25 protein-coding genes and 1 pseudogene are annotated in these 24,279 nt (G+C 65.6%); 8 read left to right on the top strand and 18 right to left on the bottom strand.

All coding sequences use genetic code 11. The features are described 5' to 3' along the window. Positions 1-181: 181 nt before the first annotated feature. The 7 genes from ACFOM8_RS02730 to ACFOM8_RS02700 form a co-directional block, all read right to left on the bottom strand. Positions 182-1,363, bottom strand: a complete 1,182-nt coding sequence (locus tag ACFOM8_RS02730) for a vWA domain-containing protein (RefSeq protein WP_377759066.1) — start codon at positions 1,361-1,363, stop codon at positions 182-184. Next, positions 1,363-1,527, bottom strand: coding sequence for a hypothetical protein (locus ACFOM8_RS02725; RefSeq protein WP_377759064.1), 165 nt, complete (start codon positions 1,525-1,527; stop codon positions 1,363-1,365). The genes ACFOM8_RS02730 and ACFOM8_RS02725 overlap by 1 nt, the downstream gene beginning before the upstream one ends. A gap of 67 nt (positions 1,528-1,594) precedes the next feature. Next, complete coding sequence (locus ACFOM8_RS02720) at positions 1,595-2,908, bottom strand: GH1 family beta-glucosidase (RefSeq protein WP_377759062.1); 1,314 nt, start codon at positions 2,906-2,908, stop codon at positions 1,595-1,597. A gap of 24 nt (positions 2,909-2,932) precedes the next feature. Then, positions 2,933-3,760 (bottom strand): metal ABC transporter permease, encoded by an 828-nt coding sequence (locus ACFOM8_RS02715; RefSeq protein ID WP_377759061.1) that lies wholly within the window; start codon positions 3,758-3,760, stop codon positions 2,933-2,935. Beyond that, positions 3,757-4,608 (bottom strand): metal ABC transporter permease, encoded by an 852-nt coding sequence (locus ACFOM8_RS02710; RefSeq protein WP_377759179.1) that lies wholly within the window; start codon positions 4,606-4,608, stop codon positions 3,757-3,759. The genes ACFOM8_RS02715 and ACFOM8_RS02710 overlap by 4 nt, the downstream gene beginning before the upstream one ends. Before the next feature lie 73 nt (positions 4,609-4,681). Next, a complete protein-coding gene (locus ACFOM8_RS02705) occupies positions 4,682-5,527 on the bottom strand; it encodes a manganese/iron ABC transporter ATP-binding protein (RefSeq protein WP_377759059.1) in 846 nt (281 codons plus the stop codon). Continuing rightward, positions 5,520-6,398, bottom strand: a complete 879-nt coding sequence (locus tag ACFOM8_RS02700) for a metal ABC transporter substrate-binding protein (protein ID WP_377759057.1) — start codon at positions 6,396-6,398, stop codon at positions 5,520-5,522. Before ACFOM8_RS02700 ends, ACFOM8_RS02705 begins: the two co-directional genes overlap by 8 nt. 114 nt (positions 6,399-6,512) lie before the next feature. Here ACFOM8_RS02700 and ACFOM8_RS02695 point away from each other — a divergent pair, with 114 nt between their 5' ends. Together ACFOM8_RS02695 and ACFOM8_RS02690 are read left to right on the top strand one after the other, a co-directional pair. Beyond that, on the top strand, positions 6,513-6,929 hold the full coding sequence (locus tag ACFOM8_RS02695; RefSeq protein ID WP_377759055.1) for a Fur family transcriptional regulator: 417 nt from the start codon (positions 6,513-6,515) through the stop codon (positions 6,927-6,929). Positions 6,930-6,984: 55 nt separating this feature from the next. Next, positions 6,985-7,341: a YigZ family protein gene (locus ACFOM8_RS02690; protein ID WP_377759054.1), complete on the top strand. Its 357-nt coding sequence runs from the start codon at positions 6,985-6,987 to the stop codon at positions 7,339-7,341. Here ACFOM8_RS02690 and ACFOM8_RS02685 read toward each other — a convergent pair. From ACFOM8_RS02685 to ACFOM8_RS02675, 3 genes are all read right to left on the bottom strand, one after another. Further along, entirely contained in the window at positions 7,338-8,357 is a 1,020-nt protein-coding gene (locus ACFOM8_RS02685) for an LLM class flavin-dependent oxidoreductase (protein WP_377759052.1), read from the bottom strand. The genes ACFOM8_RS02690 and ACFOM8_RS02685 overlap by 4 nt on opposite strands. 99 nt (positions 8,358-8,456) lie before the next feature. Then, positions 8,457-9,329, bottom strand: coding sequence for a lysophospholipid acyltransferase family protein (locus ACFOM8_RS02680; protein WP_377759051.1), 873 nt, complete (start codon positions 9,327-9,329; stop codon positions 8,457-8,459). After that, positions 9,326-10,231 (bottom strand): DMT family transporter, encoded by a 906-nt coding sequence (locus ACFOM8_RS02675; protein ID WP_377759049.1) that lies wholly within the window; start codon positions 10,229-10,231, stop codon positions 9,326-9,328. The genes ACFOM8_RS02680 and ACFOM8_RS02675 overlap by 4 nt, the downstream gene beginning before the upstream one ends. 173 nt (positions 10,232-10,404) lie before the next feature. On the opposite strand from ACFOM8_RS02675, the gene ACFOM8_RS02670 reads away from it, so the two are divergent. Continuing rightward, entirely contained in the window at positions 10,405-11,058 is a 654-nt protein-coding gene (locus tag ACFOM8_RS02670) for a phosphatase PAP2 family protein (protein WP_377759047.1), read from the top strand. On the opposite strand, the gene ACFOM8_RS02665 is transcribed toward ACFOM8_RS02670, so the two are convergent. From ACFOM8_RS02665 to ACFOM8_RS02655, 3 genes are read right to left on the bottom strand one after another with little or no spacing between them, the layout of a single operon-like run. Further along, positions 11,055-12,008: a site-specific tyrosine recombinase XerD gene (locus ACFOM8_RS02665; RefSeq protein ID WP_377759045.1), complete on the bottom strand. Its 954-nt coding sequence runs from the start codon at positions 12,006-12,008 to the stop codon at positions 11,055-11,057. The two genes, ACFOM8_RS02670 and ACFOM8_RS02665, sit on opposite strands and share 4 nt — an antisense overlap. After that, positions 12,005-13,477: a hypothetical protein gene (locus ACFOM8_RS02660; RefSeq protein WP_377759043.1), complete on the bottom strand. Its 1,473-nt coding sequence runs from the start codon at positions 13,475-13,477 to the stop codon at positions 12,005-12,007. Before ACFOM8_RS02660 ends, ACFOM8_RS02665 begins: the two co-directional genes overlap by 4 nt. Continuing rightward, positions 13,474-13,638: a hypothetical protein gene (locus ACFOM8_RS02655; protein ID WP_377759042.1), complete on the bottom strand. Its 165-nt coding sequence runs from the start codon at positions 13,636-13,638 to the stop codon at positions 13,474-13,476. Before ACFOM8_RS02655 ends, ACFOM8_RS02660 begins: the two co-directional genes overlap by 4 nt. Positions 13,639-13,765: 127 nt before the next feature. Between ACFOM8_RS02655 and ACFOM8_RS02650 the strand changes: the two genes are divergently transcribed. The 5 genes and pseudogenes from ACFOM8_RS02650 (at position 13,766) to tnpB (ending at position 17,078) form a co-directional block, all read left to right on the top strand. Next, positions 13,766-14,317, top strand: coding sequence for a shikimate kinase (locus ACFOM8_RS02650; protein WP_377759040.1), 552 nt, complete (start codon positions 13,766-13,768; stop codon positions 14,315-14,317). Beyond that, positions 14,314-15,429: a 3-dehydroquinate synthase gene (aroB, locus tag ACFOM8_RS02645; RefSeq protein WP_377759039.1), complete on the top strand. Its 1,116-nt coding sequence runs from the start codon at positions 14,314-14,316 to the stop codon at positions 15,427-15,429. Before ACFOM8_RS02650 ends, aroB begins: the two co-directional genes overlap by 4 nt. A gap of 325 nt (positions 15,430-15,754) precedes the next feature. Continuing rightward, positions 15,755-16,102: pseudogene (locus ACFOM8_RS02640) on the top strand (IS3-like element ISMtsp5 family transposase); the annotation flags it as partial. A gap of 326 nt (positions 16,103-16,428) precedes the next feature. After that, positions 16,429-16,836: an IS66-like element accessory protein TnpA gene (gene tnpA / locus ACFOM8_RS02635; RefSeq protein ID WP_377759037.1), complete on the top strand. Its 408-nt coding sequence runs from the start codon at positions 16,429-16,431 to the stop codon at positions 16,834-16,836. Then, complete coding sequence (tnpB, locus tag ACFOM8_RS02630) at positions 16,836-17,078, top strand: IS66 family insertion sequence element accessory protein TnpB (protein WP_377759035.1); 243 nt, start codon at positions 16,836-16,838, stop codon at positions 17,076-17,078. Before tnpA ends, tnpB begins: the two co-directional genes overlap by 1 nt. A gap of 84 nt (positions 17,079-17,162) precedes the next feature. On the opposite strand, the gene ACFOM8_RS02625 is transcribed toward tnpB, so the two are convergent. Genes ACFOM8_RS02625 through ACFOM8_RS02605 form a run of 5 tightly spaced genes read right to left on the bottom strand, consistent with a single transcriptional unit; the run spans position 17,163 to position 24,231 of the window. Beyond that, positions 17,163-18,329 carry a mandelate racemase/muconate lactonizing enzyme family protein gene (locus ACFOM8_RS02625; protein WP_377759033.1) on the bottom strand — a complete coding sequence of 389 codons (1,167 nt, stop codon included), beginning with the start codon at positions 18,327-18,329 and terminating at the stop codon, positions 17,163-17,165. After that, complete coding sequence (locus tag ACFOM8_RS02620) at positions 18,329-19,747, bottom strand: class II fumarate hydratase (protein WP_377759031.1); 1,419 nt, start codon at positions 19,745-19,747, stop codon at positions 18,329-18,331. Before ACFOM8_RS02620 ends, ACFOM8_RS02625 begins: the two co-directional genes overlap by 1 nt. Positions 19,748-19,749: 2 nt before the next feature. Then, complete coding sequence (locus tag ACFOM8_RS02615) at positions 19,750-21,105, bottom strand: class-II fumarase/aspartase family protein (protein WP_377759029.1); 1,356 nt, start codon at positions 21,103-21,105, stop codon at positions 19,750-19,752. A gap of 7 nt (positions 21,106-21,112) precedes the next feature. Beyond that, the gene (locus tag ACFOM8_RS02610; protein ID WP_377759027.1) at positions 21,113-22,105 is read right to left on the bottom strand and encodes a TAXI family TRAP transporter solute-binding subunit; all 993 of its coding nucleotides are present in this window, start codon (positions 22,103-22,105) and stop codon (positions 21,113-21,115) included. A gap of 29 nt (positions 22,106-22,134) precedes the next feature. After that, positions 22,135-24,231, bottom strand: coding sequence for a TRAP transporter permease (locus ACFOM8_RS02605; protein WP_377759025.1), 2,097 nt, complete (start codon positions 24,229-24,231; stop codon positions 22,135-22,137). Positions 24,232-24,279 lie beyond the last annotated feature (48 nt).

The following is a 24,279-nucleotide window of genomic DNA, read 5'->3' as shown; positions in this document are numbered from 1 at the left end:
CCCCCCGGCCGGCGCCCCCGTGCGGCGCTTTCGCCCCCGCGAAGCCTCGGGCCGGCGGATGTCCCGCAAGCAGGCTGATCGCGGTCCGGGCGCCTTGGCCCGCGCCGCCGCCAAGGCGGGGCGGTGCTGCGGCAGGCCGGACCCGCCCGCGATACGGTCGGCGGTGCGGAGCGATCCTGGGTCATCCCAGGGTCCGCATGGCCTGCGTCAGCCCTTCAAGGGTCAGGGGCATCATGCGGTTTTCGAAGATCCGGCCGATCATGGCGATGGACTGGGTGTAACCCCAATGCGCCTGCGGGACGGGGTTCAGCCAGACATGATCGGGCCAGGTCTCGGCGGCGCGGCGCAGCCAGACCTCGCCCGGTTCAGGGTTCCAGTGTTCGTTGGCCCCGCCCGGCACGGCGATCTCGTAAGGCGACATCGAGGCGTCGCCCACGAAGATGCATTTGTAGTCCCGGCCAAAACGGTGCAGCACGTCCCAGGTAGGCGTCTGTTCCGTCCAGCGGCGGCGGTTGTCGGTCCACACGCCTTCGTAAAGGCAGTTGTGGAAATAGAAATGCTCCATGTGCTTGAACTCGGCCCGGGCGGCCGAGAACAGCTCGTCCACGACGCGGATATGATCGTCCATCGACCCGCCCACGTCCAGGAACAGCAGCACCTTGACCGCGTTGCGCCGCTCGGGCCGGGTCTGCACGTCGATATAGCCGTGGTCGGCGGTGGCGCGGATCGTGGCGGGCAGGTCCAGTTCGTCCGCCGCGCCGTGCCGCGCCCATTGCCGCAGGCGTTTCAGCGCCACCTTGATGTTGCGGGTGCCCAGTTCCACGCCGTCGTCGAAGTCGCGGAAGTCGCGCCTGTCCCAGACCTTGACCGCGCGGCGGTGGCGGGATTCGTCCTGGCCGATGCGCACCCCTTCGGGGTTGTAGCCATGGGCGCCGAAGGGCGAGGTGCCGCCCGTTCCGATCCATTTGCTGCCGCCCTGGTGGCGGCCCTGCTGTTCGGCCAGCCGTTCGCGCAGCTTGCGCATTAGCTCCTCGAAGCTGCCGGCGCCCTGGATCTGCGCCTTTTCCTCGTCGGTCAGCAGTTTCTCGGCCAGCTTTTCCAGCCATTCGCGGGGGATCGCCTGTTCGGTGACAAGGGCCTCCAAGGGAATGGTTTCCAGTCCCGCAAAGGCCTCGGCGAAGGCGCGGTCGAAGCGGTCGATGTGGCGTTCGTCCTTGACCAGGGCCAGGCGCGCCAGGTGGTAAAAGCCATCGACGGTCCAGTCCGCGACCCCGGCCCCCATCCCCGCCATCAGGTCCAGCCATTCCCGCAGCGAGACCGGAACCCCTTGCCGGCGCAGGCTGTCGAGAAAGGGGACGAACATCAGATCATCCGGTCCAGGATGACGGTGGCGAACAACCCTGCCAGCGCGAAGGCCATGCCGAAACCCGCCGCGTATTGCGCGCGGTCGCGCGGCAGACCCCCCAGTTGCCCGGCCCGGCGCCAGCCCAGGAAGGCCCCGACAATGGCGGCGGCGATGACGATCATGGTGGCCCCCTGGCAATCCGTTGAGGCTTTCAGATAGCGGCTGGACGGGGTGCGCGCAACCAAGGCGCTAACCCCGCAGCATGGCGCGGAAGGCGTGCCAGCTGGCCTTGGGGGTCCGGGCCATGGTTTCGTAATCGACATGGACCAGCCCGAAGCGCGGGCCATAGCCCCAACCCCATTCGAAATTGTCGAGCAGCGACCAATAGAAGAAGCCGCGCAGGTTGACGCCCTGGTCCATTGCCGCCCGCGCGGCGCGCAGGTGATCGCCGACAAAGGCGATGCGGCCGGGGTCGGCGGCGATGTCGGGGCCTGCGGCTTCGGCCATGCCGTTCTCGGTGACGACAATCGGCAGGTCGCCCACATGGTCGCGGGCAAGGCGGGTCAGGAACTCGGTCAGGCCTTCGGGGCGGATTTCCCATCCCATCTGCGTCTTGGGCAGGGGGCCGTCCACGGCCTCGCCCCCCGGCCAGGGGCCCGCCCCTGACGCATAAAGGCGGCGGGTGTAGTAATTGACGCCCAGCCAGTCGAGCGGCCGCGCGATGTCGGCCATGTCCGCCTGCCAGTCCCGGGGAAGGTGCGGCTCCAGCCCCTCGAGCGCCGCGAGGGGATAGCCTTGGCCCGTCAGGGCGCCGATGAACCACTGGTTGTAGATGGCGTCCTGGACTTCGGCCGCGCGGATGGCGCCGGGGCTGGCGTCGGCGGGCTGCGCGGTCTCGAAGTTCAGCACGATGCCGAGGTTTCGCGCGCCCTCCGCCCGCAGCGCCTCCATGGCCGCGCCATGGGCCAGCGGCACATGGTGCATGGCGCGGGCGGCCGCGCGGATGTCGCGCAGGCCCGGCGCGTGCTGGCCCAGGAAATGCGACAGCCAGGCGATGCACCAGGGCTCGTTCAGGGTGGCGGTGCTGGCCAAGCGGTCGCCGAGCCTGCGGTGGATCACCGCGCAGTAGTCGGCGAAGCGTCCGGCGATGTCGCGGTTCCGCCAGCCGCCAAGGTCGGCCAATGCCGCGGGCAGTTCCCAGTGATGGCAGGTCAGGTGCGGCGCCAGGCCCCGCTCGTGCATTCCGTCCACCAGCCGGTCATAGAAATCCAGACCCTCGGCATTCACCGTTGCGCCGTCCGGCATGACCCGCGCCCAGGATGTCGAAAAGCGATAGGCCTGGAAACCTGCCTCGCGGATCAGGTCCAGATCCTCGGGCCAGCGGTGGTAATGGTCGCAGGCGAGGCTGCCGTTGCCGCCATCCGCGATGGTGCCGGGGATGGCGGCAAAGGTGTCCCAATGCGAAGGCCCTGCGCCGCCATGGGCGGACCCCTCGATCTGATAGGCCGAGGTCGCCACGCCGAAGGTGAAATCCCGGGGGAAGGTCGTGCGGTCCGGCAGCATCGCGTCCTCCGTCAGGTTGCGGCGTCAGGTTGCGGCGGTCCGGTCCCCCGCCGCTTGCCGCCAGAAGAAGACCAGCGCGAACAGCGCGGTCATCACCACGACGATAGTGGGCGCGGGCGCGCTGTCCAGCCAGAAGCTGGCCCAGATGCCGACCAGGCTTGACCCGGCGGCAATCGCGACGGACAGCGCCAGCATCGCCTGCAACCGCGAGGTCAGCAGAAAGGCGATGGCCCCCGGCGCGATCAGCAACCCTACCGACAGGATGATGCCCACGGCCGACAGCATCGCCACCACGACGGCCGAGATCATCGCGAGCATTCCGTAATGCAGCCAGGCCGTCGGCAGCCCCGCCACGCGCGCCTGCACGGGATCGAAGACCAGAAGCGCGAAGTCCCGCCATTTCAGGACCAGCGCCAGCCCGACCACCGCCGAGATCGACCCGGCCGAAACGAAGTCGTCGCGCCCCACCCCCAGGATGTTGCCGAACAGGATATGGTTCAGGTGCGCGTCGCTTGGGAACTGCGTATAGATCACGATCCCCAGGCCGAACATGCCCGCCATGACGACGCCCAGCGTGGTGTCGGGCTTTACCCGGCTGTTGGCGTCCAGCCAGCCCGCCGACAGGGCGCAGATCATGCCCGCGACAAAGGCCCCGATCAGCAGCGGGATCCCGGCCAGATAGGCCAGCACGATCCCCGGCAGGACCGCGTGGCTGATGGCGCCTCCCATCAGCGCCCATCCCCTCAGCACGAGAAAGCAGCTGAGCAGCGCGGCGGGCAGGCTGACGATGACGGTGATCAGCATCGCCTCGACCATGAAGGGATAGGCGAAGGGTGCGGTGAGCCAGGTCATCGAGCGGCCTCGCGGATGCGGCGGCGGCTGGCCAGCAGGCCGTGGGTGGGGCCGAAGGCGAAGGCCAGAAGGAAGATCAGCGTTTGCAGAACCACGATGATGCCGCCCGTCGCGCCGTCCAGGAAGAAGCTGACATAGGCCCCCATGGCCGAGGTCAGCGTGCCGATGGCCACCGACAGCGCGATCAGGCGCGGAAAGCGGTCGGTCAGCAGATAGGCGGTGGCGCCGGGCGTCACCACCATGGCGATGACCAGAAAGGCCCCCACGGTCTGCATCGCGGCGACGGTGGACGCCGCCAGCAGCGTGAAGAACAGCACCCGCAGGCGCGCGGGGCGCAACCCGATGGTGCGGGCGTGGCTTTCGTCGAAGAAGACCACCATCAGGTCGCGCCATTTCGCCAGCAGGATCGCCAGGGACACACCGCCGATGGCCGCCAGTTGCGCCGTGTCGCCAGGCGAGATCGCCAGGATGTTGCCCATGGTGATCGCCTGAAGATCGACCGCCACCGGGTTCAGCGAGATCATGAACAGCCCAATCCCGAAAAAGCCGGTGAAGATCAGGCCGATGATCGCGTCCTCCTTGAGCCCCGTGCGGCTGTTCAGGAACAGCATGGTCAGCGCGGCCAGCCCGCCCGACACAAAGGCGCCGAGGGTGAAGGGCAGGCCCAGCATGTAGGCGGCAGCGACCCCGGGCACGATGGAGTGCGAAAGGGCATCGCCGATCAGGCTCCAGCCCTTGAGCATCAGATAGGCCGACAAAAAGGCGCAGACGCCGCCCACCAGGGCCGAAACCCAGATGGCGTTCGCCATGTAGCCGTAGGTGAAGGGGATCAGCAGGGTTTCCCACATCAGGCGTCGCATGCGGGGGTTTCACACCCCCGCACCCCCGTGGGATATTTGGACAAAGGTGAACAGGCTTGGGTCATTCGTCCTTCCTGCGGGCACGCTGGTCGTAAAAGACAGCCGGGCGTTCGTCGTCGGTGAAGACATCCAGGCTGCGCTGGTCGGCGTCGTCGTGCAGCGCCGCGCCGCCCAGCACGAAATGGCGCAGCACGCCGCCAAAGGCATGGCGCAGGTTTTCCGGGGTGAAGGTCGTCTCGGTCGGGCCGCTGGCCAGCACCGTCCCCTTCACCATCACCACCCGGTCGCAATATTCCGGGACCGAGCCGAGGTCGTGGGTGGACACGAGCATCACCCGGCCTTCGTCGCGCATGTCCTTGAGCAGGGCGATGATCGCCTGTTCGGTCTGCACGTCCACGCCGGTGAAGGGTTCGTCCAGCAGGATCACGCGCGCCTCTTGCGCGATGGCGCGGGCCAGAAAGACGCGTTTCTTCTGGCCGCCCGACAGTTCGCCGATCTGGCGGCTGCGGAAGCCGGCCATGTTGACGCGGGCAAGCGCCGCGTCCACCGCTTGCCGGTCGACGGGGCGGGCGCGGCGGAAAAAGCCCATATGGCCGTAGCGGCCCATCATCACCACGTCCTGGACCAGGACGGGGAAGGTCCAGTCCACTTCCTCGGCCTGCGGGACATAGGCCACGAGGTTTTTCGCAAGCGCCTGCTCGACGGTCTGGCCCAGAATGCGCACCTGGCCCGAGGCATGGGGCAAAAGGCCCATCAGGGCCTTGAACAGCGTCGACTTGCCGGCGCCGTTGACGCCGACCAGGGCGGTGACCGAGCCTTGCGGGACAGTGAAGCCGGCATCCCGCAGGGCGGTCACGCCGTTGCGGTAGGCGACGGTCAGGCCCTTGACCTCGATCCCTTCAGTCATGCTGCAATCCGTTCACGATGGTTTCCGAAGTGACGCGCAGCAGGTCCAGGTAGGTGGGGACGGGGCCGTCCGCCTCGGACAGGCTGTCCACGTAAAGAACACCGCCGTAAGCCGCGCCGGTTTCGGCCGCGACGCGGCGGGCGGGGCGGTCGGACACGGTGGATTCCGAGAACACCACGCCCACGTCGTTTTCCCGCATCACGTCGATCACGTGGCGCACCTGCTGGGGTGTGCCCTGCGCATCGGCATTGATCGGCCAAAGGTAAAGTTCCCGAAGGCCGAAATCGCGGGCGAGATAGGAAAACGCGCCTTCGGACGTGACCAGCCAGCGGCGATCGGCGGGCAGCGAACGGGCGGCATCGCGCAGGGGGGCGATGGTTGCGGTGATCTGCGCCTTGTAGGCTTCGGCATTGGCCCGGTAGGACGCGGCATTGGCGGGATCGGCACCGGCCATCGCCGCTGCGATGTTGTCCACATAGATCAGCGCGGATTCCAGCGCCATCCAGGCATGGGGATTGGGCTTGCCGTCGTAATCCCCGCCGGTGATCGACATCGGCTGCACGCCGTCGCTCACCACCGCGACGGGCACATCGCCCAACTGGTCGATGAACTGCTGGAACCAGGATTCGAGGTTCAACCCGTTCGCGAGGATCAGCCCCGCGTCCCAGGTCCGCACCATGTCGCCAGCGGTCGGCTGATAGTTGTGGATGTCCGCGCCCGGTCTCGTGATCGATTCGACCGTGGCCGCGTCGCCCGCGACATTGCGGGCCATGTCGGCGATGATCGTGAAGGTGGTCGCGACCTTCAGCCGTTCGGCATGGGCGGGCAGGGCAAGGCAGGCAGCCAGGGCCGCAGCCAGCGGCAGTGTCATCAGCTTGGGGTTCCGGCAACTGTGGTTCATGCCCAAGTTATGTGAGAGCGATTCGCAACTGTCAATAGATGAGAATTAGTTGCAACTGAACGCGGGATGCGGCATGGAGGTTCCATGGAGAACCGGGCAACACGGCTGGAACAGGCCCTGCGCGACGCGGGGGTGCGGGTGACGCGGCAGCGCGCCGCGCTGCTGCGCGTCATTGCCGGCAGCGAGGATCATCCCGACGCCGCCGAACTGCACCGCCGGGCCGAGATTGCGGGGGCGGGCGTGTCGCTGGCCACGGTGTATCGGACCCTGACCACATTGCAGACCCAGGGCGTGATCGAGAAGCTGGAGTTCCAGGGCGAGCCTGCCCGGTGGGAGGCCGCCGACCAGCGCCACCACGACCACATGATCGACGTGGACACGGGCGAGGTGATGGAGTTCATCAACGACCGGATCGAGCGGTTGCAGGCCGAGATCGCGGCGGAAATGGGATACGAGATCGTCCACCACCGGCTGGAGCTGTATGTGCGGCGGCGGGGCTAAGGGGGCGTTGCCCCCATCGCTTCGCGATCCCCCCAGGATATTTGGGCAAAGGTGAATGCAGGTCTTCGACAAGATCATCTCGGACCGGGGGTCGCGCTATGCGGTGTCGGGCGGGGCGGCGGCCAGCCGGGCCGAGGCGCAGGCGCTGCTGGCCGGGTTGAAGCGCAACAAGCGGTTCGCCAAGGCGACGCACAACAGTTGGGCCGCGATCCTGTCGGGCGAGCCGGTCAAGGACGACGACGGAGAGGCGGGCGCGGGCGCGCTGATCCTGCAAATGCTGGACCGCGCCGGGCTGCGGGATCATGTGGTGATCGTGACGCGGTGGTACGGCGGCAGGCAGCTGGGCGGCGACCGCTTCCGCCATGTGGCGGACGCGGTCAGGCTGTATCTGCGCGAAACCGGGCTGGGCTAGCGCCAGCCGAGCGCCGGGGCGACGTGGCGCAGGATGCTGTCGAGGACATGGACGTTGTAATCGACCCCCAGCATGTTGGGCACCGTCAACAGCAGGGTGTCGGCCTCGGCGATGGCTTCGTCCTCGCGCAGTTGCTCGATCAGGCGGTCGGGCTCGTCGGCATAGCCGCGCCCGAACACGGCGCGATAGTTGTCGATGTTGCCGATCTGGTCGCTGTCCTTGCCGCCGCGCCCGAAGTAACGGCGGTCCATGTCGCTGACCAGGGCGAAGATCGACCGGCTGACCGACACGCGCGGCGTGCGTTCGTGTCCCGCGGCCGCCCAGGCCTGGCGATAGACGCGGATCTGGCGGGCCTGCTGGACGTGGAACGGCTCGCCCGATTCGTCCACCTTGAGGGTCGAGCTTTGCAGGTTCATGCCCATCCGCGCCGCCCATTCGGCCGTGGCGTCCGAGGCCGAGCCCCACCAGATGCGGTCGCGAAGCCCTTCGGAATGCGGCTCCAGCCTGAGCAGTCCCGGGGGGTTCGGGAACATCGGGCGGGGATTCGGGCGGGCGAAGCCCTTGCCTTCGAGTTGTTGCAGGAAGACCTCGGTATGGCGGCGGGCCATGTCCTGGTCGCTTTCGCCATCGGCAGGCCGATAGCCGAAGTGGCGCCAGCCATCGACCACCTGTTCCGGGCTGCCCCGGCTGATGCCGAGCTGCAAGCGCCCGCCGGAAATCAGGTCGGCCGCGCCCGCGTCCTCGACCATGTAGAGCGGGTTTTCATAGCGCATGTCGATAACGCCGGTGCCGATCTCGATCCGGCTGGTGCGCGCGCCGACGGCGGCCAGCAAGGGAAAGGGCGAGGCAAGCTGGCGGGCGAAATGATGGACGCGGAAATAGGCGCCGTCCGCGCCCAGTTCCTCGGCGGCCACCGCCAGGTCGATGGATTGCAGCAGCACGTCCCGGGCGGTGCGGACCTGGGAACCGCGTTCGGGCGACCAGTGGCCGAAGGACAGAAAGCCGATCTTCTTCATGGTTATCCCTTTATGCGCAGGATGCGCGTCGCCTGCGATGTAGGGGCCGACCCGACCGCGCCGCAAGGCGCGTGCATGCGCAGCGGTTGTGCGTTCCTGTCATTTCCAGCGGCGGTGGACCCAGAACCACTGGTCCATGTGCCGGCGCACCAGCATTTCCAGATCGTCGTTCAGCGCCTGCATCATCGCCGCCGGTTCGCCGTGCTCGACGGGTTCGCCCACACGCACGCGGAACCGCAGCCCGTCGGGGCGGCGGATGCCATGCACCGGCACCAGCAGCGCGTCATAGCGCAGCGCGAGTTCCGCAGGCGTCAGCACGGTTCGGCTGGGCAGGCCGAAGAAGGACAGTTCCGGCGCATGGCGATCATACTGGTCGAAGCCGAGCGCCAGCCAGCCGCCGCCCTTGAGAAACCGCAGCATCGAGGTCAGGCCCGATCGTCCGCGCGGAAACAGGGGTTCCGCAATGGCATGGATGGCGGGAATGTAGTGGCGGTTGAACGCCTCGTTGTTCATCGGGCGGTACAGGGCGCCCACCGGCCAGCCGCGCCCCGCCAGGGCCGCGCGCATGGCGTCGTAATTGCCGAAATGGGCGCAAGCGACGATAACGGGGCGCTGCGCGTCGAACGCGGCCTCCAGGGCGGGCAGGCCGGGGCCTTCCAGCGGGTCGGCGTCGTGGATGCGGTGGGTGAATTCCTCGCCCGAATAGATCTCGGCCACGGACCGGCCTGCATTGTCGGGAACGGCGCGGGTCAGCGCCCTGACTTCCTCCGCCGTCAGGTCGGGACGGGCCAGCGCCAGGTTTTCCCGGATGCGCCGGCGCCACCCGGCCAGGGGCGCCAGCACATGCGCGAACAGCCAGCCCACGGCGGGAATGCGCTTGTCATAGGGCAGCAGGCGCGCCAGCCCGATCACCGACAGGAAGGCCGCGTTGGCGATGCGGTCGGACAGGGGCGGTGTATCGGGCTGGCTCATGGGGTCTTTCGTGCCGCGCGGGCTTCTCGGGACCAGACATAAAGGCCCGCCGCCACGATAAGGGCGGCGCCCGCCACGGTCCAGAGATCGGGAAGCTGCCCGAACAGCAGCCAGCCCCACAGCCCCGCCCAGATCAACCCGGTATAGCCGAAGGGCGCCAGCACCCCCGCCTCGGCCGTGGCGAAGGCGCGGACCAGCAGATACTGGCTGAGCGTGCCGAAGACGCCCAGCAGCGCAAAGGCCCACAGGTCGGACGGGGCGATGGGCTGCCAGACGAAGGGCGCGACCAGCGAGGTCAGCGCGCTGCCCACGACCGCCGACCACATGACCGATGTGGCGACCGAATCCGCGCGCGCCATTCGCGTCAGCAGGGCGCCCGCCGCATAGGTGAAGGCCCCCGCCAGGGGCAGCAGGGCCGCGGGCTGGAAGACGCCCATGCCGGGACGGATGATGATCAGCGCGCCGATCAGGGCCGCGCCGATGCCCGCCAGCCGCCGCGGGCCGATCCTTTCGCCCAGAAACAGCGCCGCGCCCAGCGTGATCAGCACCGGGTTCAGGTCCATGATCGCCGTCGCCTCGGCCAGGCCGATCACCTGGAGCGAGGAAAAGAACAGCCCGACCGAACCCAGCTGCATCAGGGCGCGGGCGAATTGCAGGCCGGGGCGGCGGGTGCGCAGCAGCGGGAACATGGCGGCGCGGAAGATAAGCGCGAAGATCAGCAGGTTGCCGACGAAACGCGCCCAGACGACCTGGCCAGGGTGATAAGTCTGCGTCAGGTGCTTCGCCGTCGCATCCATCATGGTGAAGCCCAGGATCGCGGCCAGCAGCAGCATGATCCCGGTCGTTTGCGTGCCGGCGGGGCGCAGATCCCCTGCCGGTTCAAGGCGATGCTGGGGTTTCATGCGCCCGCTCCGCTTGGGCCGCAGTCGTTAACGGAAAAACTCATTCTTTGTTGCCGTGGAGGTAAACAGTTCTGTAACATATTTGTGTCAGAAGCGAATTTGATATTGCTGGGGTTGGAATGTCGTCCTTGTTCGGCACATTGGCAGAAATCGACTTTTCCATTTCAAGAAACGTGATCGACTGGACTGAACAATCGCGCTTGGTCCGCGGCATCATGGCGCCTTTTGTGGGCAACGGCCTGGTCAAGGGTGCGGTGCCGGCTGCCGTCTTCTGGTATCTGTGGTTTCGGAACGATGGGCAACCCGGAAAGCATTCCCGGCTGATCGCAACCCTGCTGACCGCGATGGTCGCCATCCTTGCAGGGCGGCTTCTGGCGAATTTCATGCCGTTCCGGCCACGTCCCCTCGCCACGGCGGAGGTCATGGGCGCCGAGGTCCAAACCTCGGTCTTTCTCGAGGAATGGAGTTCGATGCCCAGCGACCATGCCGTCATGTTTTTTGTTCTTGCCGGATGCATCTTCCTGATCTCGCGTCGTGCGGGCATCGCCTTGTTTCTGCATGCGGCGTTCCTGGTCTGCGCGGCGCGCGTTCTTTTCGGGATGCATTTTCTCAGCGACGTGGTGGTGGGCGCAATCGTCGGGACGGTGATCGCCTTTGCCGTGATGCCGGTTCTGGCGCGCATCGTTCAGAAACAGCGCGAACGCCGCAACTGGACCATCCGGCCGGAAATGGAATATCCCCTGCTGTTTCTGGTGACGTTCCAGTTCGCGACCATGTTCGATGGCGCCAGGGACCTTGCCGTCCGGGCGGCAAGGTTCCTGTTCTAGCCTGCCATGCCGCCCTTGCGCGCCAGGGGATGATGGGTCAGAACCAGATCGCGCATCCGCTCGTCAAGGACATGGGTATAGATCTCGGTCGTGCCCAGGTCGGCATGGCCCAGCAGGGTCTGGATGGACCGCAGGTCGGCACCGCCTTCCAGCAGATGGGTGGCGAAGGCGTGGCGGATGACATGCGGCGTCACGCGCGACGGCGACAGGCCGGCGGCCACCGCCATGTCGTTCAGAAGCCGCCCGAAGGTCTGGCGGGGCATGTGGCCTGCCGCGCCGGGGGCGGGAAACAGCCAGCGCGCGCCCTTGCCCGCGACAAGGCGTCCAAGCGCGCTGTCCCTGGCCGCATTGTCGCGGACCGCCAGCCAGGCCGACAATGCGCGACGGGCGGGCGGGGTCAGCGGCACCATGCGTTCCTTGTCGCCCTTGCCCCGGATCAGCAGCACCCTGGGATCGCCCCGGCAGGCGGCGACCGGCAAGGTCACCAGTTCGCTGACGCGCATCCCCGTGGCGTAAAGCAGCTCGATCAGGCAAAGGTTGCGGGACCGTTCGGCATCCGTGCGCCCGACCTGGGGGGCGGCGGCCAGCAGGGCGTCGATCTCGGCCCGGTCCAGGGTCTTGGGCAGCCGCCGGGCGCGGCCCGGCCCGCTGATGCGGATGGCGGGGTCGTCGTCGCGCCAGCCTTCCTCCAGCGCGAAACGCGTGAACTGCCGGATCGCCGACAGGCGCCGTGCCCGTGTCGCCCGCGACAGGCCCTGGGCGTCGCAATGGGCCAAGTAATCCTCGACCCGTTCGCGGGTCAGGTCGGCCAGGGCCAGCCCGCGCGCGGCCAGCCAGTCCGACAGGTCGCGCAGGTCGCGGCCGTAAGCCAGCACCGTGTTGCGGGCAGAGCCGGATTCGGCGGCCTTGGCGTCCAGAAAGGCCGAGATGGCGCGATGGTCGGCGATCATGGGTCTTGCCGCATCACCGGCAACAGCGACAGCTGCGCGGCCGCCAGATCGGCCTCGGCCGTCAGCCCGAGCGCGCGCAGGGCGGCAAGGCCGCGCCCGGCGCGGGGCAGGTCGCCGTCCAGCCCCGCGTCCACATCGGCCATGGCGTTCAGCAGCGCCTCGCCCTTGTGGGTGCCGGGGGCCGCCGCCGGGTCGGCCTTCAGCGCCGGATCCAGCACAAGCGGCACGGGGGTCGGCAGGCCCTGCCATTGCCGCAACCATGCCGCGATCTCGGCCGGCCGGCCTGTTGTGCCGCCTTCCGGCAGGTCGGCGGCGATCATGGCGGCCAGCACGTCGGCCATGCCGGCCATGCGGAACTCGTCAAAGGCCTGGGGCAGGGCCGGCGACGGATCGCCGCCCGCCAGCGCCGCTTCCAGCGTGCGCATCGCCCCGGCGCGTTCCCAGACCCCGCCCGAGGCCGCGGGCTTCTGTTCGCTGTAAAGGGCGCGCAAGGTGGCGGGCGGAATGGCCCCGGCGCGGGCCAGACGCTCGGCCGCTTCCAGGCGGGCCTTCCAGCCGTTCATCGGGCGCAGGTCGGAATGGGCAAAGGCGATGGGCAGGGACGAGGTGGGCAGCGGCTGGCCGATCGCCTCGCGGATGCGGAAATCCAAGGGCGTCATGCGGTCGGACGGGGGCAGCGCCTGGTCGCTGTCCACATAGGCATCGTCCAGGAAATGCGTCAGCAGCACCGCCTGGCGCCGGTCCAGCAGGTTCAGGCTTTCCGCCCCGTGCAGGCTGATCGCGGCGGCGGCCCAATCGCCCGTCTGCGCCAGGCAGAAGATCCGCGCGGCAAAGCTGGGGGCGATGCCGGGGGTGTTGTTCATGATGTCGCAGGCCCGCCCCTCGTCCCCCTTGAGCAGCGCGATGTCGAACAGGCGGCGGAAGATCTCGGGGTCGCTGGGCCCGGCGGCGATCAGCAGGGCCTGCGCCCGGTCCAGCGCGCCCGCATCCAGCAGGCGGTCGGCGCGGGCCAGGAACAGCGTTCCCTGCGGCGCGCCGGGTTCCGCCGGGGGCGGGATCAACTGCGTGACAAGAACGCGGTTCAGCAGCGCGTTCATCGCAGGCAGCCGCGCCGGAGTGCGCAGGATCAGGTCGGCCAGCACGGCGGGACTGCTGCCCTGCCACAGGGTGGGGGGAAGACCCGCCTTGCGCGGCGTCATCAGGCCCGCGGCGTCGGGATTGCCGTTGCCAAGGCGCGTGACCTGAACCGATCCCACCGCGCCCGTGGTGGCAACCGGCTTGGGACCGGGCGCGCCGGGCAGGCCGGGGGGCGGCTTGTCGCCGGGCCGCCAGGCCGAGCTTTCGCGGTCCGGTCCGCGCACGCTGCCCGACAGCCAGTCGCTGGCCGACAGCGGCGGCTCGGCCCCGGCAGGGCCGCACAGGCCAACCGCAAGGGCCAGCGGCAGCAGGCGGGAACGGCGGCCCGTCACTCGGCCTCCGCCCCGTTTGCGGCGGGCGCTGGGGCAGGGGCGCCGCTGACGGGGCTGCGCACCTCGGACCGGACCGGCTGCATGTCGCCGAAATAGGCGTAACCGGCCAAACCGATCACCGCCGCCAGAATCAGCACCACCAGAACCTTGAGCAGCCGCATCGAATTTTGCCTCGTTCGTCGTTGTTTTTCGTGTCTCGGACCGGTCTTCCGCCGGCTCGGCCGGAATATATATGGCATTTTCCGAAAGATCACGCCATTCAGTCGGGCCAAGAAACGGGGGACGGACATGCGCCAGCGCCTGAGGCGTCATATCGTGCTGGTCGGGATGATGGGGGCGGGTAAGACCGCGCTCGGGTCGGAACTGGCCCGGCGGGTGCATGTGCCCTTCACCGATTCGGATGTCGAGATCGAGACGGCGGCGGCCATGTCCATTTCCGAGATCTTCGCCCGGGACGGCGAGGCCTTCTTCCGCGACCGCGAGGCGCAGGTGATCGCGCGCATTCTCAGGGAATCGCCGCGCGTGATCTCGACCGGCGGGGGGGCCTGGATGCAGGACCGCAACCGCGCGGCCATCAAGGCGGCGGGCCTGTCGGTCTGGCTGGCCTGCGATCTGGAAACGTTGTGGCACCGGGTGCGCCAGCGCAGCACGCGGCCCCTGCTGCAAACCCCCGATCCCAGGGGCACGCTGGCCCGCCTGCTGGCCGAACGCGATCCGACCTATGCCCTGGCCGAACTGACCTTTCCCGCCCGGTCCGGCGACAGCGTCGATGCCGCCACGACCCGGCTTCTGGACGCCATCCGCGCCGCCGACCCCGACCTTGTGACCGAGACGCCATGACCCATCATCCCGAACCCGTCACCGTTCATGTGCCCCTGGGCGATCGCGCCTATGACGTGCGCATCGGCGCGGGCCTGATCGACCGCGCGGGCGCCGAGATCGCGCCGCTGCTGCGCCGCCCCCGGGTCGCCGTCGTCACGGACGAAACGGTGGCGGGGCTGCATCTGCCGCGCTTGCAGACCGCCCTGGCAACCGAGGGGATCGCGTCCGAGGCGCTGGTTCTGCCCGCAGGCGAGTCGACGAAAAGCTGGCCGCATCTGACCGCCTGCGTCGAATGGCTGCTGGACCAGCGGGTCGAGCGGCGCGACATCGTGGTGGCCTTCGGCGGCGGGGTGATCGGCGATCTGGTGGGCTTTGCGGCGGCGATCCTGCGCCGGGGCGTGCGCTTCGTGCAGATCCCCACCACCCTTTTGGCGCAGGTGGACAGCAGCGTCGGCGGCAAGACCGGCATCAACAGCCCCCACGGCAAGAACCTGATCGGCGCCTTTCACCAGCCTTCGCTGGTCCTGGCCGACATCGCGGTGCTGGACACGCTGGCCCCGCGCGACTTCCTGGCGGGCTATGGCGAGGTCGCGAAATACGGGCTGCTGGGGGATGCTGGTTTCTTCGAATGGCTGGAGGTGAACGCCCCTCGCCTGCGCGACGACATGGCCCTGCGCCAGCACGCGGTCGCCCATTCCGTCGCCATGAAGGCCGGGATCGTCACGCGCGACGAAACCGAACAAGGGGAACGCGCGCTGTTGAACCTGGGCCACACCTTCGGCCATGCGCTGGAATCCGCGACCGGCTATTCCGGCAGGCTGCTGCATGGCGAAGGGGTGGCGATCGGCTGCGCCCTGGCCTTTGACCTGTCGGCGCGCATGGGGCTGTGCAGCCAGGAAGCGCCGTCGCGCGTGCTGGCGCATCTGCGCGACATGGGAATGCCCGCCGCCATCCGCGACATTCCGGGCGATCTGCCCGACGACGCGGCGCTGATCGCGCTGATGGGGCAGGACAAGAAGGTCGTGGACGGCCGCCTGCGCTTTGTCCTGGCGCGCGGCATCGGCGAGGCTTTCGTCAGCGACGAAGTGCGGCCCGGCCTGCTGGCCGCCGTGCTGCGGGACGCGCGCTAGGCGCGCGCCCGTCCCGGATCAGAACGGGATTACTCACGGGTATGCCGAAGTGTATGTGTTGGTGAAGGTCACAGAACATCCGGTTTTTTGTTGAGCTTTCGGCAGTTCTTCCCGCTTGGGGAATTGGCTCCACGGGAAGAGATCCGGAAGTTTCATAGGCGTTATACGCTCTTCTGCTCTCCAACCGGAAGTTTTGTCGGATCGTCGCGCTCGGTACTGGGGCGACCGTCGCGCAAGATCCGGCCGCCTCGTCGACCATTTGAACAGTACTGATCAGGGAGCCTTGCACCTGCTGGTCGACGGCACCGAGCAATGAGCGAAAGTTGGTGATGCCCACGTCTTTGTCGCGGTTAACCACTGCTCGGGCGAATTTGTGGGCATCCACGCCGCCTCCAGCGCCAGCCGCTGGGAGGCGCTGGACCCGATCCGGCAAGGCGTGGCCAGGCACTTCGGCGCACTCGAGGGGCCTGGCGTGGCCCAGGGTCTCGTGCTGCGCCACGACCACGGCTCTAATTACATGTCGGGCAATTTCCAGCGCGAGATCCAGTTCCTCGGCATGACCAGTTCGCCCGCCTTTGTTCGTCAGCCCGAGGGCAACGGCGTGGCCGAACGAGCGATCCGGACACTGAAGGAGCAGCTCCTCTGGGTTCGGCACTTCGCCACAATCGAGGAAGCTCCGTATGGTGCTGTTTCTGTGGAAAGAACAACGCTAGCTGGATGGATATGCAAGGCTAGGCAACCTTTGGTCTACACAGCCTACCCCTCAAGATTGCGCGGAGAGGGGCGGTCGAGTTTTCATCTCCTCCGCCAAGACACCGGCCGCTCGCTGAGACTTGGCTATGACCCGGCAATGCAGGCGACAACCAGTAGGTCGCCGGTCGGGTGGTTTTCAACTCGATCTTCCAGATCCTGTTCTTCTTCACCTCCGCCTGGCTGTTCCGTATCCCTCCGGTGGAGGCCGTCTGACGGGATTTCGGCGTCGGTGATAAGTCCGACCTTATGGCCGACCATACGTTCAGACCTGGAATCGAAGTTCTGTCTGCCGCGGACGTGCCGCGCCGGCGGCACTGGAGCGATGCCGACAAGCTTCGGATCGTGGAGGAGAGCTTTCTGAGGCATCGTCAGGTTGCGGCGACGGCCCGGCGGCACGGTGTTTCGCGCTCTCTTCTGACGACATGGCGGCGGCAGTATCGGAACGGTGAACTTGGCGACGAGACGCCGGCATTCATCCCGCTGACGCTTTCGCCAGAGGCGCCTGCGGCAGTGCCCGCGACGGCCTCAGTGGCGCGGCGTGATACGCTGGATATCCAGCTTGAGATCGTGTTGCGGAATGGGCGTCGGCTTCTCTTCCCTTCCACTGCGGACCCGGAGATGCTGGCCCGGCTCCTCCCGGTGCTGGACGCTTGATGATCGCCTTCCCGGCGGGGGTGCGTGTGTGGATCGCGGGCGGGGTGACGGACATGCGGCGCGGCATGAACACCCTGGCACTTACGGTTCAGCAGGGGCTCGGGCGCGATCCGCATGCGGGCGAGATCTTCTGCTTTCGCGGGCGCAAGGGCGACCGCGGCCTACGTCGGATGGTTACGATCCCCCACCTCCCGCCTGACGACAGCCGAACCTGCCTCTGGTGTCTCGCGCAAGCCATATGATTTGCTACATGTCGCTCAGATATCCAGTCTCCTCTTCGTGAGCATCGCTCTCAGACGACGGGAATGTAACCGGTACAGGTCCAATCACGCATCGAACGTGTCATTCAGCCAGTTCCAGAGGTCGCCCTTCAGTTCCAATCCCACGCCGGGCACGTCAGGCAGTGTTACCCGTCCGTCCTTGATCTCCGAGTTGTCGGCAAAGCCGCCAAGCGGCTGAAACACGCCAGGGTAGCTCTCGTTGCCGCCGAGCCCAAGGCCTGCAGCAAGATGCAGCGACATCTGGTGCCCACCATGCGGATGGACACTTCGGGGGCTCCAGCCATGCGAGTGCATGATGTCCAGGGTTCGCAGGTAGTCTGGAAGACCGTAGGCAAGGCCGCAGTCGAACTGCAGAATGTCCCGGTCTGCGCGCATGCCCCCGTAGCGGAGAAGATTGCGAGCGTCTTGGGAGGAGAACAAGTTCTCTCCTGTTGCCAGCGGACCATCGTAATGCTCTGCGAGAACGGCCTGCAGCCGGAAGTCAAGGGGATCGCCCGCCTCTTCAAACCAGCGAAGTTTGAATGGTTCCAGCGCCTTGGCATAGGTGAGCGCGGTCTGAATATCAAAGCGGCCATTGGCATCAACGGCTACGCGGTCGCCCCCTCCCATGGTCGCGACTGCAGCTTCGATCCGCGCCAGGTCCTCTGCCAATGAGGCCGCACCAATCTTGATCTTGGTTTCACGGTATCCAAGGTCCAGATAGCCTTTAAGCTCGTCAACGAGCGCTTCGACACCTTTACCAGGGACATAATATCCACCGGCTGCATAGACTGCGACGTCGGCGTCAGCCACACCGCTGCGAAAGCGGTTCGCAAGCAGCCGGTAGAGCGGAAGTTCCTCGGCTTTGGAGCGCAGGTCCCACAATGCCATGTCAAGCGCACCCATGGCCGAGGCACGGTCACCGTGCCCGCCGGGCTTTTCGTTGCGCATGGCCACATCCCAGCAGCGGAATGGATCTACTAGGCCGCAGTCGTCCCTCAGATCCGCCGGGTCTGCCGCCACCAAGCGTGGGATCATCCGGTCGCGCAGAATGCCGCCCACAGCCCAACGCCCTATGGAGCCAAAACCAAAGCCAACAAGTGGTTTTCCCTCGCGCATCTGGTCGGAAACGACGGCAACCGCAGTTGTCGTAAGACCTGCAAAATCCACCATGGCATTTGCGCCCGGAGAAGTGATGGGCAAGGGCGATTCAAGGATCTGAAGGATTTTCATTAGGATTCTTTGTTGATGATAGAGGGTACGACGGCCAAACCGCCCCGTGCGAGGCGAACAGGGTCCACAAGACGGTCGAACTCTTCCACGGTCATCAGGCCATCCTGGATGGCCGCTTCCCGCAACGTCAAACCGTCAGCCTCTGCCCGCCGTATCAGTGACGCGACGACGTCATAACCATGATGCGGAGTCAGAGCCGTAGCAGCCATCATCGATCGATCGAGATTTTCAAGAATTCGCCTTTTATTCGGGCGAATGCCTGCCAAGCAGCCCGAGGTGAAGCGGGGGATGCTCTGGCTAAGGGCGGCGATGGAGCCAAGCAGCGCGTGGATGATCACCGGCTTAGACACGTTCAGTTCGAACACACCGGATGCGGCACCCCGTGTCAGGCAGGTGTGGTTGCCACATACGTGATGACACACCTGTAGCAGCGCTTCGCCAAGGGTGGCGTTTCGCTTCCCCGGCATAATCGAGGAGGTGAGCCCGTCATCGGGCAGGATCAATTCGCCGATCCCCGCATTCGGGCCGGAGGAAAGATGCCGAATGTCGTTCACGAGCCTGGTAAGGGCAACAGAGAGCGCCTCACAGGTGGCTGACAATGCAACAAGCGCATCATGCCCGGCCATGGCCTCGACTTTGACCGCGGCGGCACGGAAAGGTCGACCAGTAGCATCCTGGAGGTGCCTGCAGAAGGCTTCATCGAAGCCGTCGGGTGCATTCAATCCGCTTCCTGCCGCGGTGCCTCCTTGGGGGAGATCATGAAGATCCGCCACGGCATCAGCCATACGGCAGCTAATCCTGCGGATTTCCACCGCAGCCGCCGAAAAGCCCTGTGAAAACGGTACAGGAACAGCATCATTGAGATGGGTCCTGCCCAGACGCGCGAGATCAGAAAAGGCGGCTGCCCGATCCTCAAGCGCTGCGGCGAGATCCCGTAGCGCAGGAAGAAGATGCATCTCCGTTTCAATGATCGCCGAGATATGCATAACTGTCGGAAAGCTATCGTTCGACGACTGACTGCGGTTGACGTGATCGTTGGGGTGAACGGGCCGCTTGCCGCCCAACGGAGCGCCTGCAAGCTGGTTCGCGCGGTTGGCGATGACCTCGTTCGCCGTCATGTTTGTCTGGGTGCCGCTTCCGGTCTGCCAGACGGGAAGCGGGAAGTGATCGTCAAACGCTCCGGCGGCAAGCTCCCCTGCCGCGCGTACGATCAGCGCCGCACGCTCTTCATCGAGAGCGCCCAGTACGGCATTCGCCCGTGCGGCTGCCGATTTTTGCAGCCCAAAGGCCCGTAGCAGCGCAATCGGCAGTCGAGGTTCACCAGCACCGAAAGTGGCGATGGCCCGCTGTGTTTGGGCTCCCCAAAGTCGATCAGCGGGTATTTCGACGTCGCCAAACGCATCGGCTTCCAGTCTCATGCTCATCGTCCTGCAAGCATCCTGTCCACCATGTCAGGTGCGGTTCCAAGATAGTTTCGCGGATCCGTCAGGCGCTCGATTTCTTCGATGCCAAGTGCCTCGACCACCTCAGGTATCGTGCCCAGAGCCTCAGCAAGGCTTACATCGTCTTCCACTGCACGGCGACAGCCGGCGTAGACAATGTCGTGCGCTTCCTTGCGCCCTGTATACGAAGCAAGCGCCATCATCACTGCTTCAGCGACAATAAGGCCGCGGGACTGGCCGAGATTACGCGCCATATTGGCGGGGTGCACAACCAAACCGCCGAGCATGAACTCGGCTTGTGCCAACGCGCCGGAAGTAAGAGCAAACGCCTCTGGGATGGCCGACCATTCCAGATGCCAGGGTCCGGTCGCACGCTCGAAATCGTGGACCATAGCATCCAGCATGGAGGTTGCGTGATTGCGGACAATTTTCGCACTCGCCAGGATCAGCTCGCAAGACACCGGATTCTGCTTCTGGGGCATCGTGCTCGACGCACCTCGATGCCGGACGAAAGGCTCGGAAACCTCACCAAGCTCTGTCGTCATCATGATCGAGATGTCGAAGGCGATCTTGGCCAAGCTGCCCGAGATCAACGCCAGCAGTTGCACCGCCTCGGTCACGCTGTCACGCGCGGAGTGCCAGGTAATTGCGGGTACCCCAAGGTCCAGTTGGGCAGCCAAAGCCTCCTGCACCTCGAGCCCCCTTGAGCCGAGTGAGGCGAGTGTGCCCGCTGCGCCCGAGAACTCCACCACCGTCACACGCGGCGCGATCTCCTCTAGCCTCCGGGCGTGTCGGTCCAAAGAGGATAGCCAGACGGCAGCCTTGTAGCCGAAGGTCACTGGCAGCGCGTGCTGAAGGTGCGTTCGGCCTGCCATGGGCGTATCACGGTGCTTGCGGGCAAGCGTTGCGAGCGCGGACCGGACCGCGTCTACCCGCCGGGCAATCAGGGCAAGCCCCTCACGGAGCTGCAGAACCGTGGCAGTGTCCATGATATCCTGGGTGGTGGCGCCCCAGTGGAGGAAGCGTCCCGCTTCCCCTGCCGCCGGCGCGAGCTGCTCTACGATGGGCAGAATGGGATAACCGACGATCTCGGTCTCGCTCCGCAAGCGTTCCATGTCGAACTGACAGGTTTTTGCAGCGGCCGAGATTCCCTCGGCCGCCTCGACGGGGATTATCCCCAACCCGGCCTGCGCCCGCGCTAGCGCCACCTCGGTCTCTACGCAGCGCGCTATATATGCATCGCCGTCGAAGATCGCGCGCATCTCCTTATCTGCGAAGCTGTTGCCCCATATCGGGGAATCGATGGCGCTGACACGGGCCGGAGCTGCAGTCATGGTCTGGTTACTCCGTCATCTCTGCAGGTACGAGTGCCTCAGGCAGGTCAATGCCCTGCTCGCGATAGAAACGGACTGCACCCGGATGGTAGGGAAGGAAGCTGTTGGCCGTGACGTTCTCGAGCAGGGTTTCGGATGCCGAGGCGTGGGTGGCGACAAGGTCTTCCTGGTTTTCGAATACCGCCTTGACGATCTCGTAGGCAAGCGACTCCGACATCTGGGAGCTGGCGAAGGCCACGTTCCACATCGCAAGTGTTGTGATGTCCTCCGCTTGCGACGAATAGGTACCGGCCGGGATCGTGAACTCTTGGGCATAGGGAACCGAGGACTTCAACGTTTCAATCTCCTCTGAGGTCAGCCCGAAGAAGACTGTGGGAGCGAGCGTCTCAAGCTCACTGAACGCGGCGATCGGCAGTCCAGCGGCCGTGGTCACGGCATCAAGTCGGCCGTCCGCGAGTTGGGAGGTTTGGTCTCCCAACGGGCCATTCTGCACATTGACGGTTATGCCCAGCGCATCAAACCACCGTGCCCAGTAGGTTCCGCCAGTTCCTCCGCGCGGCCCAGCGCCAACGGTCTTTCCAGCAAGATCGCCCAAGGACTTAATGCCGCTGCGCTCGAGTGCTGCACCTTGGAAGGGCGTTACATACATTGGAAAGAGCGCGCGAATGTCATCGTATTTGATGCCGGGATCGAGATCCAGTTCACCTTGTAGCGCCTCATAGGCCGGTCCCATAGTGGTAAGACCGATGTCGATCCGTCCAGAGTGGACCAGAACAAGGTTCTGGGTTGGACCCTGGGTTTGCTGGGTTGAGGCCGGAACACCAACATGCTCAGAAATGAGGCTCGCGACACCTTGGCCATAGATCGCGTGAGTTCCGCCAGGCGAAGCTGTTCCAATGACAACGGTGTTGGGCCAATCTGATCGAGCGGCTTCTTGTGCAAGCGCCGTGCTCCCGGCAACGGCGGCGATGGAAAGCCCGATGAGGGTTTGTCTGATCATGGTATATCCTCCCTTGGATCAGTTTGCGGTCAGGCCGCGCCGGCCGCCCGACGGCCGAACCGACGCACAGCAACGATAACGGCGCCGAGGAGCAGGCCGGCAAAGTCGGTGTAGATGTCGCCTGCGATCAGCAAGAGCGCTGCCGCGACAAGGCCAAGCCTCATAACCGCCGGAAGCCGTCCGCCCAGCCACCCTTCACTGGCGGTGGCAAGCGCCCAGACGCCGAGAAGCGCAGTGATGGTGGTACGGATGATTTCGAAGATACTGCCTTCAAGCAGCACGCCCTGATTGTGAATGAACAGGAATGGCACAATGAACGCAGCCAAACCGTAGCGGACAGCCTTGAAAGAAGTCTTCCAAGGATCCGCACCCGCAAGCGCTGCCCCGGCAAACGCCGACAAGGCAATAGGTGGCGTGATCGTGGAGATCACCGCGAAGTAGAAAATAAAGAGGTGCACGGGCAGAACGTCGAGCCCCATTCGGGTCAGTGCGGGCGCCACGACCGATGCCGCGATGGCATAGGCGGCCGTGGTGGGCATACCCATTCCGAGGATCAGCGCGATCAACATGGCGAAAACGAGGGCCAAAAACTCACTCTGGCCCGCCACCCCCAGGAGCAGTGACGAGAACCGTCCGCCAAGTCCGGTCAGACCAATGACGCCAACGACAATTCCCGCACAGGCGCACACCGCTGCCAGCTGCAAGGATTGCCGCGTGCCAATCGAGAGCGCCTCCAGGACATCGGCAAAGGTGCCGTGAAGCGCAGGAGTAACAGCCGTCCTCCGCCTTATCATAGCTGTCGCGACAATGGTTACGAGACCTGCACCGGTGGCGATCAGCCCGTGAGTGTTTGCGGCCGTGTTTGGAGCTAAGAGCACCGTCGCAATCACAGCAATGACCGGCACCGCGTGAATGCGAGTGTCGAGGCCGAGCCGCTGCTGAAGCATGACCAGTACAGCGATGGCAATGCCCCAGGAGCCAGCAGAGATAATGGAGAACCCGGCAAAGAGGAACACGATAAGCAGGGCCAGGGGCGCGAGAATGAAGGCATCGCGTGCCATCGGTCGCAGAGCAGGAAGCTCCGAGCGGGGAAGTCCCTCAATCCCCTCTTTGCGTGCCTCGAGGTCGATGTGAACATAGACCGCGAAGTAGTAAAGAATGCAGGGGATCAGCGCAGCAGTGATGATCGAAGTGTAGGGAATTCCCGTGACCTCTGCCATGATGAACGCGCCCGCGCCCATGATGGGCGGCGTAAGCTGCCCTCCCGTCGATGCTGCCGCCTCAATGGCGCCTGCGCTTGCCGGCCGGTACCCCACCCGCTTCATTACCGGGATCGTGAAGGTGCCGGAGGCCACCACGTTCGCCACGCCCGAGCCGGAGATCATTCCGAACAGGATGGATCCGAAGAGCGACACCTTGGCTGGGCCGCCCCGGAGTTGGCCAAAGGCACCGAAAGCCAAATTCATGAAGAAGTCGCCGACCTTCGACACCTGTAGAAAAGCGGCGAAAAGCACGAAGAGGACGATGTAGAGGGCCGCAGCAGCGGTTGTGATCCCGAAAATGCCTTCCATCGAATAGACGAAGGTGGTGAACTCGCCGAAACCGTAGCCGCGGTGGAACAAGACGCCAGGCAGCCACGGACCAACAAAGCCGTAAAGGATGAAGATGCCCGCCAAGATGGGCAGCGCCAGCCCGGCTGTCCGTCGAGCGAACTCGATCACCACCACGATACCTGCTGTTGCAAGTACGACGTCTGTCGCGGTCATCAAGACGCCGGTGCGCAGGATCAGGCCTTCCAGGTTCCACCAGATGTAACCTGCCGCAGCCAGAGCGAAGACTGATAGCAGGATGTCGAGCGGCGGAATGCGCCCGCCCGGCCTGCCAAAGGGGGCATAAAGTGCAAAGGCAATCACTGCGGCGATGTTGACGTGGAGCGCGCGAAATACCCAAGCATCCAGCTGCACAAAATTTAGCACCAGCAGGTGGAAAGACGCGTACAGCACGCAAAGGGTGCCAATCATCGCTTTTTGCCATCCAGAGAGAGACCTGACCTTTGAACCGAAGTCGAACTTCTCGGCGTCTTCGACAGCAGCATCAACCACTGTGTCTGCTTCGGTTGTCGGCATCGTATCTCCTCCTTCTGGAGTATGTCCGTACAAACTTATATGTTCGGT

Source organism: Paracoccus angustae (assembly GCF_042648745.1).
Lineage (GTDB): Bacteria > Pseudomonadota > Alphaproteobacteria > Rhodobacterales > Rhodobacteraceae > Paracoccus > Paracoccus angustae.
The sequence above is the reverse complement of the archived record's forward strand: the minus strand, read 5'-3'. Positions and strand labels throughout refer to the sequence as shown.

Bases quoted from the DNA above. Each gene is read 5' to 3' on its own strand.
- ACFOM8_RS02730 (WP_377759066.1), bottom strand. From the start codon at position 1,363: ATGTTCGTCCCCTTTCTCGACAGCCTGCGCCGGCAAGGGGTTCCGGTC.
- ACFOM8_RS02725 (WP_377759064.1), bottom strand. From the start codon at position 1,527: ATGATCGTCATCGCCGCCGCCATTGTCGGGGCCTTCCTGGGCTGGCGC.
- ACFOM8_RS02720 (WP_377759062.1), bottom strand. From the start codon at position 2,908: ATGCTGCCGGACCGCACGACCTTCCCCCGGGATTTCACCTTCGGCGTG.
- ACFOM8_RS02715 (WP_377759061.1), bottom strand. From the start codon at position 3,760: ATGACCTGGCTCACCGCACCCTTCGCCTATCCCTTCATGGTCGAGGCG.
- ACFOM8_RS02710 (WP_377759179.1), bottom strand. From the start codon at position 4,608: ATGTGGGAAACCCTGCTGATCCCCTTCACCTACGGCTACATGGCGAAC.
- ACFOM8_RS02705 (WP_377759059.1), bottom strand. From the start codon at position 5,527: ATGACTGAAGGGATCGAGGTCAAGGGCCTGACCGTCGCCTACCGCAAC.
- ACFOM8_RS02700 (WP_377759057.1), bottom strand. From the start codon at position 6,398: ATGACACTGCCGCTGGCTGCGGCCCTGGCTGCCTGCCTTGCCCTGCCC.
- ACFOM8_RS02695 (WP_377759055.1), top strand. From the start codon at position 6,513: ATGGAGAACCGGGCAACACGGCTGGAACAGGCCCTGCGCGACGCGGGG.
- ACFOM8_RS02690 (WP_377759054.1), top strand. From the start codon at position 6,985: ATGCAGGTCTTCGACAAGATCATCTCGGACCGGGGGTCGCGCTATGCG.
- ACFOM8_RS02685 (WP_377759052.1), bottom strand. From the start codon at position 8,357: ATGAAGAAGATCGGCTTTCTGTCCTTCGGCCACTGGTCGCCCGAACGC.
- ACFOM8_RS02680 (WP_377759051.1), bottom strand. From the start codon at position 9,329: ATGAGCCAGCCCGATACACCGCCCCTGTCCGACCGCATCGCCAACGCG.
- ACFOM8_RS02675 (WP_377759049.1), bottom strand. From the start codon at position 10,231: ATGAAACCCCAGCATCGCCTTGAACCGGCAGGGGATCTGCGCCCCGCC.
- ACFOM8_RS02665 (WP_377759045.1), bottom strand. From the start codon at position 12,008: ATGATCGCCGACCATCGCGCCATCTCGGCCTTTCTGGACGCCAAGGCC.
- ACFOM8_RS02655 (WP_377759042.1), bottom strand. From the start codon at position 13,638: ATGCGGCTGCTCAAGGTTCTGGTGGTGCTGATTCTGGCGGCGGTGATC.
- ACFOM8_RS02650 (WP_377759040.1), top strand. From the start codon at position 13,766: ATGCGCCAGCGCCTGAGGCGTCATATCGTGCTGGTCGGGATGATGGGG.
- aroB (WP_377759039.1), top strand. From the start codon at position 14,314: ATGACCCATCATCCCGAACCCGTCACCGTTCATGTGCCCCTGGGCGAT.
- tnpA (WP_377759037.1), top strand. From the start codon at position 16,429: ATGGCCGACCATACGTTCAGACCTGGAATCGAAGTTCTGTCTGCCGCG.
- tnpB (WP_377759035.1), top strand. From the start codon at position 16,836: ATGATCGCCTTCCCGGCGGGGGTGCGTGTGTGGATCGCGGGCGGGGTG.
- ACFOM8_RS02625 (WP_377759033.1), bottom strand. From the start codon at position 18,329: ATGAAAATCCTTCAGATCCTTGAATCGCCCTTGCCCATCACTTCTCCG.
- ACFOM8_RS02620 (WP_377759031.1), bottom strand. From the start codon at position 19,747: ATGAGACTGGAAGCCGATGCGTTTGGCGACGTCGAAATACCCGCTGAT.
- ACFOM8_RS02615 (WP_377759029.1), bottom strand. From the start codon at position 21,105: ATGACTGCAGCTCCGGCCCGTGTCAGCGCCATCGATTCCCCGATATGG.
- ACFOM8_RS02610 (WP_377759027.1), bottom strand. From the start codon at position 22,105: ATGATCAGACAAACCCTCATCGGGCTTTCCATCGCCGCCGTTGCCGGG.
- ACFOM8_RS02605 (WP_377759025.1), bottom strand. From the start codon at position 24,231: ATGCCGACAACCGAAGCAGACACAGTGGTTGATGCTGCTGTCGAAGAC.